Annotated in this window: 3 protein-coding genes, 1 tRNA gene and 1 pseudogene; 4 read left to right on the top strand and 1 reads right to left on the bottom strand. The window is 69.1% G+C overall.

The window, feature by feature from the left end; translation table 11 throughout:
* Nucleotides 1-111: 111 nt before the first annotated feature.
* A tRNA-Thr gene (locus HY68_RS01820) sits at nucleotides 112-184 on the top strand.
* A 72-nt stretch (nucleotides 185-256) separates the two neighbouring features.
* Here the strand turns inward: HY68_RS01820 and HY68_RS01815 are convergent.
* A complete protein-coding gene (locus HY68_RS01815) occupies nucleotides 257-2,905 on the bottom strand; it encodes a SpoIIE family protein phosphatase (protein ID WP_041994987.1) in 2,649 nt (882 codons plus the stop codon).
* Between the two features lie 348 nt (nucleotides 2,906-3,253).
* Between HY68_RS01815 and HY68_RS01810 the strand changes: the two genes are divergently transcribed.
* The 3 genes and pseudogenes from HY68_RS01810 to HY68_RS01800 all read left to right on the top strand — a co-directional run.
* A complete protein-coding gene (locus tag HY68_RS01810) occupies nucleotides 3,254-8,686 on the top strand; it encodes a HAMP domain-containing protein (RefSeq protein ID WP_041983713.1) in 5,433 nt (1,810 codons plus the stop codon).
* Between the two features lie 276 nt (nucleotides 8,687-8,962).
* Nucleotides 8,963-9,631, top strand: a complete 669-nt coding sequence (locus HY68_RS01805) for a response regulator (RefSeq protein ID WP_041983711.1) — start codon at nucleotides 8,963-8,965, stop codon at nucleotides 9,629-9,631.
* Nucleotides 9,632-9,741: 110 nt separating this feature from the next.
* Nucleotides 9,742-10,761 (top strand): annotated as a pseudogene (locus HY68_RS01800) (cell division protein FtsK); the annotation flags it as partial.

Here is a 10,761-nt window from a genome sequence, read left to right as displayed (position 1 = left end):
ACCTTCACGGTGCGGGGGCTTTTCTGCGTTTACGGTCAACCGCCCTCCGTGGCAGGCCTCGTGGGGTTTCTGAGCCCGCCCCGCATCAGGTATGCTTTTGCCTGTTGTCGCGCCCCAATAGCTCAGTCGGTAGAGCGTCTCCATGGTAAGGAGAAGGTCTGCGGTTCGATTCCGCATTGGGGCTCAGCTCAGCAGAAAGGCCCCCGCCAATGGCGGGGGCCTTTCTCATGTGCCGTCATGTGCCGGCACCTCGCCGCTAGTTGGGCTGCGGCTCCGGGATGCGCATCGTCAGGATGGCCATGTCGTCCGACGCCGGCTCCGCGGCGAACCGTTCCACCGCGCGCAGGATGCGTGAGGCGACCGCTCCCGCCGTGAGTCCCGTACAGGTCGTCAGGACGTCCGCCAGGCCGTCGTCGCCCAGCATGCGGGTGCCTTCCCTGCGTTCTGTCACGCCGTCGGTGACGCACAGCAGTACGTCTCCCGGGTCGAGCGTGATCATCTGCTCGTACAGCTCCAGGTCCTCCATCACGCCGAGCAGCGGCTGGGGTTCGGCTGCCGCTTCGACCGTGCCGTCCTGGCGTAGCCGCAGGGGGAGCGGGTGGCCGGCACAGACCACCTTCAGGTTCGCGCTGCCGTCCTCCTGCGGCCACAACTCGCCGTAGAGCAGGGTGAGGAAGCGGCTGCGGTCGCCTTCGTCGAGGATCGCCGCGTTCAGACGCTCCAGCACAGCCGGGCCGCTGAAGCCCTCCCTGGCCAGCAGGCGCAGGGCGTGCCGGGCGAGCCCGGTGACGGCCGCTGCCTCCGGGCCCGTACCGCAGACGTCGCCGATGGCGAAGCCGTAGGCACCGTCCTTGATGGGGAACAGGTCGTAGAAGTCGCCGCCGACCTCGTTGCCTTCGCCGGCCGCGCGGTAGATGACCTCGACCTCGACGCCCGGGATCTGCGGGAGCCCCGGCGGCAGCAGACTGCGCTGCAGGGACTGGCTGATCGCCGTGCGCTCCGAGTAGAGCCGGGCGTTGTCGAGGGCCAGGGCCGCCCGGCGGGAGAGGTCTTCGGCGAGTTCCAGGATCTCCTGGCGGAAGTGGTCGTCGGAGGGCTTGCCCAGGGTGAGCAGGCCGATGACGCGGTTGCGGGCGACCAGGGGCAGGACCACGGTCTCGCCGCCCACCGCTGCGGCCGTGGCCAGCGTGGGACCGACGCCCGATCCGGCGAGCGCCGCGTCGCCGCCCAGCTCCCGCATGGAGGTCCGCAGCGCCGACTGGTGTGCGGCTTCGGACGGTGCCGTCCAGATGCGGGCGCCGGGGGTGGGGACCGGTTCCGGCGGGTTGATCTTCGACAGCAGGGCCTTCAGGCCGTCGATGCGCTCCTCGTCCTCGTGCAGCACGAAGGACAGCTCGGGGTCCGACGACTGGTCGGCGATCGTGTAGACCGCGCACCAGGTGGCCAGAGTCGGGACCGTCATCTGTGCCATCAGGGCCAGGGTCTGGTTGCGGTCCAGGGTTCCGGCGAGCAGGTCGGAGGCCTCGACGAGGAAGGACAGCGAGCCTCGGCGCAGGCGTTCCAGTTCGCCGAGGCGGGCCGATTCGACGGCCAGGGCGATGCGGTCGGCGGCGAACTGCAGGCGCAGTGCGGCTTCGTTGCTGAAGCGGGCCGAGCCTTCGGCGGCGACGCCGAGGGAGCCGGTGAGCCGGCCTTCGACCTTGAGCGGGACAGTGACGACGGAGCGCATGCCGGTGTCGCTCAGGAGCGGTACGGCGCCGGGGACGGCCGTGAGGTCGTCGTGGACGGCCGGCATGCGCGCCGAGCCGTAGCGTCCTGTGCCGGCCTCCACGGGGACGCGTGCGAAGCGCTGACGGGCGGAGGGCAGTCCGGTCGTGGCGCGTACTTCGAGTTCTGTCTCGTCGTCCGTGGCGAGCAGCAGGAAGGCGGAGTCGCCGTCGAGCATGTCGCGGGCGCGTTCGACGGTCCGCTGGAGGAGGCCGTCGAGGTCTTCGGGGGCGGGGGAGCCGATGAAGACCTCGAACGGGTCGGCGGCCCTGTGCTCGGCGCTGTCGGTGGACGGGGCGCGCGGCGGGGTCTGGATGACGGCGCGCTCGTAGTCGCGTACCAGCAGGCACACCGTGGACGGGGCGCCGTCGGTGTCGCGGACCCGGAGGTGCGCGGCGTAGACGGGGATGACGCGGCCGTCGGCGCAGCGGATGCCGTAGCTGCCCTCCCAGCGGGAGAGGCGGAGTGCTTCGGCGATGCCCATGCCGATGCCCGGGGTGTGCGGCCAGGCGGCGAAGTCGGTGAAGGGTTTGCCGGTGACCTGGTCGGCCGCGTATCCGAAGAGGTGTTCGGCGTCGTCGTTCCAGTTCGCCACGGCGCCCGCCGGGTCGACCTGGACGACGGCGACGCGTACGCGCTCGTCGGCGACGGGGAGCAGACTTGTGGGGAGGGCGGGTCCCGCCGAGCGGGTGCCGACCGGGCGGTCGGGCATGTCGAGCTGGAACCACACCTGCTTCTTGGTGGGGGTGTACTCCACGCCCCAGCGTGAGGCGAGGGCCGCGCAGAGCAGCAGTCCCCGGCCGTTCTCGCTGTCGGGATTGCCGAACTGGCGGCCGGTCCCCTGGATGGGGATCTCGCGCTCGGGGTAGCGGTCGGCGACCTCGACGCGGACGCCGTCCTCGGTACGCAGACAGAGCACGTCGGCGGAGGTTCCGGCATGGATGACGGCATTGGTGACGAGTTCGCTGGTCAGGACCACGGCGTCGTCGACGACGTCGGAGTAGCCCCAGCCCTGGAGGGTGTCCCGGACGAAGGCACGGGCAGTCGCCACGGAGCGCCCTTCGGGCTCGAAGGTGGCGGCGGCCCGCGCGGTGATCACAGAACTCCTCGTACGCGTTTCGACACCCGGCTCTGCCATGAATCGGCCCCGCCCCTTCACATGCCCGTCGGTAGTACTTTTGCCGCTCCGTCCCCGCCGGGCGGACCGGGACGGTTGGACAGCCGGATGCCAGGTTACTTACCTTCGCGGTCCTGGCGGATGCCGGTCAGCACTGTTTCCGCCCTATTGGGGTGGGGACGCTATGCGAAGCTGCCGAACTGTTATCGCCTGGTTCAGCCAGGGTGAAACACTGGGCAGGCTTCCGGAGAGAGTCCGGGCAGTACGGTCAACCCCTGCGGGAGGGACACGGTGGAGTCTGACGTGGAGACGCGTGGCGGTCACACGCGCACGAAAGGCGGACGGTCCCGGAACAATGGGACGGCCGAGGTGGATGCCGCTGCCCTGAACAGACTGCTGACGGCCCTCGTGGCGATGCGGGACGGGAATTTCCGTAAGCGGCTGACCGTGTCGGGCGACGACGTGATGGCGGAGATCGCCGCCGTCTTCAACGAGGTCGCCGACCGTAATCTTCATCTCACGGGCGAGCTGGCCCGGGTGCGTCGCATGGTGGGCCGTGAGGGAAAGCTCACCGAACGGCTGGAGACCGGGGCCTGTGAGGGTTCCTGGGCCACCGCCATCGACGCGTCGAACGCTCTGGTGGACGATCTGGCGCGGCCCGTCTCCGAGGTGGGCCGGGTGCTCTCCGCGGTCGCCGAGGGTGATCTTGAGCAGCGCATGGAGCTGCGCTCGCATTCGGCCGAGGGTGCGGAGCGGCCGCTGCGGGGCGAGTTCCTGAAGGTGGCCCGCACCGTCAACAACCTGGTCGACCAGTTGTCGGCGTTCACCGACGAGGTCACACGGGTGGCGCTGGAGGTCGGTACCGAGGGCAAACTCGGCGGCCAGGCCAAGGTGCGCGGTATGTCCGGTTCGTGGAAGGACCTCACGGATTCGGTCAACACGATGGCGTACCGGCTGACGGCCCAGGTACGTGACATTGCTCTCGTCACGACGGCCGTCGCCAAGGGTGATCTGTCGCGCAAGGTCACGGTCCATGTGGCCGGCGAGATGCTTCAGCTGAAGAACACCGTGAACACGATGGTGGACCAGCTGTCGTCGTTCTCCTCGGAGGTGACCCGGGTCGCCCGCGAGGTGGGCACCGAGGGGGAGCTGGGCGGCCAGGCGACCGTGCCGGGGGTGGCCGGGGTCTGGAAGGACCTCACCGACTCGGTGAACACGATGGCCGGCAACCTGACCAACCAGGTGCGCGGCATCGCGGAGGTCACGACGGCGGTCGCGAACGGCGATCTGTCGCAGAAGGTGACGGTGAGCGCGCGCGGTGAGGTGGCGCAGCTGGCCGAGACGATCAACCAGATGACCGAGACGCTCCGTACGTTCGCCGACGAGGTGACGCGCGTGGCGAACGAGGTCGGGGCCGAGGGTGTGCTGGGCGGCCAGGCCCAGGTGCCGGGCGCGGCGGGTACGTGGAAGGACCTGACGGACTCGGTCAACACGGTCTTCGGCAACCTGACCAATCAGGTGCGGGACATCGCGCAGGTGACGACGGCGGTCGCGAACGGGGACCTGTCGCAGAAGGTCACCGTCGATGTCGCGGGCGAGATGCTGGAGCTGAAGAACACCGTCAACACGATGGTGGGGCAGCTGAACTCGTTCGGTTCCGAGGTCACGCGCGTGGCGCGGGAGGTCGGCGTCGAGGGGCAGCTGGGCGGCCAGGCCGAGGTGCCGGGTGCGGCGGGTACGTGGAAGGACCTCACCGATTCGGTGAACACCGCGTTCCGTAACCTCACCGGCCAGGTGCGGGACATCGCGCAGGTGACGACGGCGGTCGCGAACGGGGACCTGTCGCAGAAGGTCACCGTCAATGTGGCCGGCGAGATGCTGGAGCTGAAGAACACCGTCAACACGATGGTGGCGCAGCTGTCGTCGTTCGCCGAGCAGGTGACCCGGATGGCCCGTGAGGTGGGCACCGAGGGCATGCTGGGCGGCCAGGCGCGGGTGGACGGTGTCTCCGGGACCTGGAAGGAACTGACCGACTCCGTCAACTTCATGGCGGGGAACCTGACCGACCAGGTGCGGCAGATCGCGCAGGTGACGACGGCGGTCGCGCGGGGTGACCTGTCGCAGAAGATCGATGTGGACGCCCGGGGCGAGATCCTGGAGCTGAAGAACACCATCAACACGATGGTCGACCAGCTGTCCGCCTTCGCCGACCAGGTCACGCGGGTGGCCCGTGAGGTCGGTACGGACGGCAGGCTGGGCGGTCAGGCGCAGGTGCCGGGTGTCGCGGGTGTCTGGCGCGATCTGACCGATTCCGTGAACGGCATGGCGGGGAATCTGACCTCGCAGGTCCGTAACATCGCGCAGGTCGCGACGGCGGTCGCCAGGGGTGACCTGTCGCAGAAGATCGATGTGGACGCCCGTGGCGAGATCCTGGAGCTGAAGAACACCCTCAACACGATGGTGGACCAGCTGTCCAACTTCGCGGAGCAGGTGACCCGGGTGGCCCGTGAGGTGGGCACCGAGGGCATGCTGGGCGGCCAGGCCGAGGTGCAGGGTGTGTCCGGTACGTGGAAGGACCTCACCCAGTCCGTCAACTTCATGGCCAACAACCTGACGTCGCAGGTCCGCAACATCGCCGAGGTCACGACGGCCGTCGCCAAGGGCGACCTGTCGAAGAAGATCACCGTCGACGCCAAGGGCGAGATCCTCGACCTGGTCACCACCGTCAACACGATGGTGGACCAGCTGTCCAACTTCGCCGACGAGGTGACGCGGGTCGCCCGCGAGGTGGGTACGGAAGGCATCCTCGGCGGCCAGGCGCGGGTGCGCGGGGTCACCGGTATCTGGAAGGACCTCAGCGACAACGTCAACACGATGGCCAACAACCTGACCAGTCAGGTGCGGAACATCTCGCGGGTCTCCTCGGCGGTCGCCAACGGTGACCTGACGAAGAAGGTGACGGTCGAGGCGCGCGGTGAGGTCGCCGAACTCGCCGACACGGTCAACATCATGGTGACGACGCTGTCGTCGTTCGCCGACGAGGTGACCCGGGTGGCCCGTGAGGTGGGCACCGAGGGCGAGCTGGGCGGTCAGGCCCGGGTGCCGGGCGTCTCCGGTACGTGGAAGGACCTCACCGAGTCGGTGAACTCGATGGCGTCCAACCTGACGGGGCAGGTGCGGCAGATCGCCACGGTCACCACCGCCATCGCCAAGGGCGATCTCACCAAGAAGATCGACATCGACGCCCGCGGCGAGATCCTGGAACTGAAGAACACCATCAACACCATGGTCGACCAGCTGTCGTCGTTCGCCGACCAGGTGACGCGGGTCGCCCGCGAGGTGGGGACCGACGGGATGCTGGGCGGCCAGGCCCGGGTGCGGGACGTGGACGGCACCTGGCGTGACCTCACCGAGTCGGTGAACGAGATGGCCGGGAATCTGACCCGGCAGGTCCGCGCCATCGCGGCCGTCGCCACCGCGGTGACCCGCGGCGATCTGAATCTGAAGATCGACGTGGACGCGGCGGGCGAGATCCAGGTCCTCCAGGACAACATCAACACGATGATCGCCAACCTGCGTGACACCACCCTCGCCAACGAGGAGCAGGACTGGCTCAAGGGCAACCTCGCCCGTATCTCCGGGCTGATGCAGGGCCGCCGCGACCTCGATGACGTGGCGTCGCTCATCATGAGCGAGCTGACCCCGGTCGTCTCGGCGCAGCACGGCGCCTTCTTCCTCGCCATGCAGACGGGCACCCTGCCCGAGCTGGGCAGGGAGGTCAGCAGGGACGGTTCGTACGAGCTGTGCATGCGCGGGAGTTACGGCTACTCGGCCGGTTCGATGCCGACGTCGTTCCGGCCGGGCGAGACGCTGATCGGGACGGCAGCCGAGGAGAAGCGGACGATCCAGCTCAATGTGCCGCCGGGCTATCTGAAGATCTCGTCCGGGCTCGGTGAGGCGTCACCTGCGCATGTGATCGTGCTGCCGGTGCTGTTCGAGGGCAAGGTGCTCGGTGTGATCGAGCTGGCGTCGTTCCAGCCGTTCACGCAGATCCAGCGGGACTTCCTGAGCCAGATCGCCGAGATGATCGCGACGAGCGTCAACACCATCAGCGTCAACTCCAAGACGGAGGTGCTGCTGAAGCAGTCGCAGGAGCTGACGGAGCAGCTGCGGGAGCGGTCGGCCGAGCTGGAGAACCGGCAGAAGGCGCTCCAGGCCTCCAACGCCGAACTGGAGGAGAAGGCCGAGCTGCTGGCCAGGCAGAACCGCGACATCGAGGTGAAGAACACCGAGATCGAGGAGGCCAGGCAGGTCCTGGAGGAGCGCGCCGAGCAGTTGGCCGTCTCGATGCGGTACAAGTCGGAGTTCCTGGCGAACATGTCGCACGAGCTGCGGACGCCGCTCAACTCGCTGCTGATCCTGGCGAAGCTGCTCGCGGACAACGCCGAGTCGAATCTCTCGCCGAAGCAGGTGGAGTTCGCCGAGACGATCCACGGCGCGGGCTCCGACCTGCTGCAGCTGATCAACGACATCCTGGACCTGTCGAAGGTCGAGGCGGGCAAGATGGACGTCAGCCCGACCCGTATCGCGCTGGTCCAGCTCGTCGACTACGTGGAGGCGACCTTCCGGCCGCTGACCGCGGAGAAGGGGCTCGACTTCTCCGTCCGGGTGTCGCCTGAGCTGCCCGCCACGCTGCACACCGACGAGCAGCGGCTGTTGCAGGTGCTGCGCAACCTCCTGTCGAACGCGGTGAAGTTCACCGACGGCGGTGCGGTGGAGCTGGTGATCAGGCCGGCGGGCGCCGACGTGCCGAACGCGATCAGGGAGCAGATGCTCGAAGCGCGGTCGCTGCGCGAGGCCGACGGCGATCTGATCGCCTTCTCCGTCACGGACACCGGTATCGGTATCGCGGCGAGCAAGATGCGGGTGATCTTCGAGGCGTTCAAGCAGGCGGACGGCACGACCAGCCGCAAGTACGGCGGTACGGGCCTCGGTCTGTCGATCAGCCGCGAGATCGCGCGGCTGCTCGGCGGTGAGATCCACGCGGCGAGCGAGCCGGGCCGCGGTTCGACGTTCACGCTGTATCTGCCGCTGCACCCCAGCGAGCTGCCGCCGCAGGGCTATCCGCAGCTGTCGCCCGGCGGCCTGGTGGATCCGCAGGTGCGCGCCTCCGACGCGGAGATGGGCGGGCACGCGCAGCTCCAGGCGTCGACGCCGGCGGAGCTGCCGCCGGGTCCCGCCGCGCTGTTCCGGCGCCGGCGCAAGAGTTCGGCCGCGGTCGAGCAGGGTCCGGCGCCTGCGGAGCAGGCGGCCCAGCCGTCCTCGGTGGTCGCTGAGGGCTCCGGGAGCGCCCCGGCGAGCTGGGTCAACGCGGAAGGTGATCAGGGCTCCCAGGAGGCGCCGCAGGAGCGTCGTACGTACTCGTTCTCGGCGGAGAAGGTGCTGATCGTCGACGACGACGTGCGGAACGTCTTCGCGCTGACGAGCGTGCTGGAGCAGCACGGTCTCTCCGTGCTGTACGCGGAGAACGGCCGCGAGGGCATCGAAGTCCTGGAGCAGCACGACGATGTGACGGTCGTGCTGATGGACATCATGATGCCGGAGATGGACGGGTACGCGACGACGTCGGCGATCCGCAGGATGCCGCAGTTCGCCGAGCTGCCGATCATCGCGCTCACCGCGAAGGCGATGAAGGGCGACCGGGAGAAGGCACTGGAGGCGGGAGCCTCCGATTACGTGACGAAGCCGGTCGATCCCGACTATCTGCTCTCGGTGATGGAGGGGTGGATGCGGGGGAAGTAGCCGCAGGGTGCACGATTCATCGTGACGGGCCGGTTGGCTGCGGTCGGCCGGGTGTGAGGCGGCGTGTGCGGGGAACGTTCTGGTCTCCCGCTACGTTTTTGCTTCGTGCACAGTGACATCACGGTGACAGGGTGTGGCGACAGGCGGGGTGCGGCTACCATGACCGGCACAAGGACGGACGGCGTAAGGGAGCCGTCTCCAGGGGCGACACCCGGCAACAGCAGGGGTACTGCCGACAGGGGACGCCCCATGCCGGGGCGAGGAGGGCGGGTGGCCATGGTGCAGAAGGCCAAGATCCTCCTGGTCGATGACCGGCCGGAGAATCTGCTGGCGCTGGAGGCGATCCTCTCTGCGCTCGATCAGACGCTGGTGCGGGCATCGTCAGGGGAAGAGGCGCTCAAAGCGCTTCTGACGGACGACTTCGCGGTCATTCTGCTGGATGTCCAGATGCCGGGAATGGACGGCTTCGAGACGGCGGCGCACATCAAGCGCCGGGAGCGTACGCGCGACATCCCGATCATCTTTCTCACGGCCATCAACCACGGCCCGCACCACACCTTCCGGGGATACGCGGCCGGTGCGGTCGACTACATCTCCAAGCCGTTCGACCCGTGGGTGCTGCGCGCCAAGGTCTCGGTCTTCGTCGAGCTGTACATGAAGAACTGCCAGCTGAAGGAGCAGGCCGAACTGCTCAGGCTGCAACTGGCCGGGGCGGGCGAGGCGAAGGAGCCCGCCGGGCTGCTGGCCGAACTGTCCGCGCGGCTCGCGGCAGTTGAGGAGCAGGCCGAAGCCCTCTCCAAGCAGCTGGACGACGACTCGGCCGACGCGTCGGCGGTGGCGACCGCCGCCCATCTGGAGCGCAAACTCACCGGGCTGCGCCGGGCGCTTGACGCCCTGGAACCCGGCAGCGGTGGCGGTCCGGGTTCGCTTCCCTCCCAGAACTGACCGTCAGTTCCCGGCCGGACCGTCACTTCCCGGCCGGTCGGGGGCGACACGAACGGGTGAAGCGGGGCGCACACGTGTCCGCGACCGCCCACACCGGTAACCTCAGCACCATGGCCTCACGTACGTCCGGCAAGGGTTCCCAGGGCACCGCGAAGCCGCGCGCCGGGCGTACAACTGGCGCCCCGCAGAAGGCGGCTCCCGGCAAGAAGGCGGCGCCGGGCAAATCCGCGCCCGCGAAGAAGGCGGCCGCGAAGAAGGCACCGGCGGGCAAAGCGCCCGCGAAGAAGGCCGCGGCCAAACCGGCGCCCAGGCCCGCCCCGTCACCGACGAACGGCGTGTACCGGCTCGCCCGCGCCGTATGGCTCGGTGCCGCCCACGGCGTGGGCGCGATGTTCCGGGGGATAGGGCGCGGCGCCAAGGGCCTCGACCCGGCGCACCGCAAGGACGGCGTCGCGCTGTTGCTGCTGGGAATCGCGCTGGTCGTCGCCGCCGGCACCTGGTCGAATCTGCAGGGCCCCGTCGGCGACCTGGTCGAGATGCTCATCACCGGCGCCTTCGGCCGGCTCGACCTGCTCGTACCGATACTGCTGGGCGCCGTCGCCGTACGGCTGATCCTGTATCCGGAGAAGCCCGAGGCCAACGGACGCATCGTCATCGGCCTCTCGGCGCTGGTCCTCGGGGTGCTCGGGCTCGTCCACATCGCCTGCGGAGCCCCCGGGCGCGGGGAGGGGACCGAGGCCATGCAGGACGCGGGCGGCCTCATCGGCTGGGCCGTCTCCAAGCCGCTGATCTTCACCGTGGGCGACGTCCTCGCCGTACCGCTGCTGCTGCTGGTCACCGTCTTCGGACTGCTCGTCGTCACCGCCACCCCCGTCAACGCCATCCCGCAGCGGCTGCGGCTCCTCGCGGCCAAGCTGCGGCTCATCGAGCCCCCTGTCGAGCCGGCGGAGCACGACAGCGACGACGAACGGTACGAGGACCAGTGGCGCGAGGCGCTGCCCGACGACGAGCGGCGCCCGGCGGGGCGCCGCCGCGCACCGCGCGCCGAGCGGTTCGACCCCGAGGACGATCGCGAACAGGCCGAGGCCGAGGCGCTCTCCAACCGGCGCAGGCCGCCGCGCAGGCCAGCG

Source organism: Streptomyces sp. AcH 505 (genome assembly GCF_000818175.1).
Taxonomy (GTDB): Bacteria; Actinomycetota; Actinomycetes; order Streptomycetales; family Streptomycetaceae; genus Streptomyces.
Note: the sequence above shows the minus strand (reverse complement) of the source record. Positions and strands in the feature narration are given on the sequence as shown.

Coding starts and splice junctions, on each gene's coding strand:
- HY68_RS01815 (WP_041994987.1), bottom strand. CDS start 2,905: ATGGCAGAGCCGGGTGTCGAAACGCGTACGAGGAGTTCTGTGATCACC.
- HY68_RS01805 (WP_041983711.1), top strand. CDS start 8,963: ATGGTGCAGAAGGCCAAGATCCTCCTGGTCGATGACCGGCCGGAGAAT.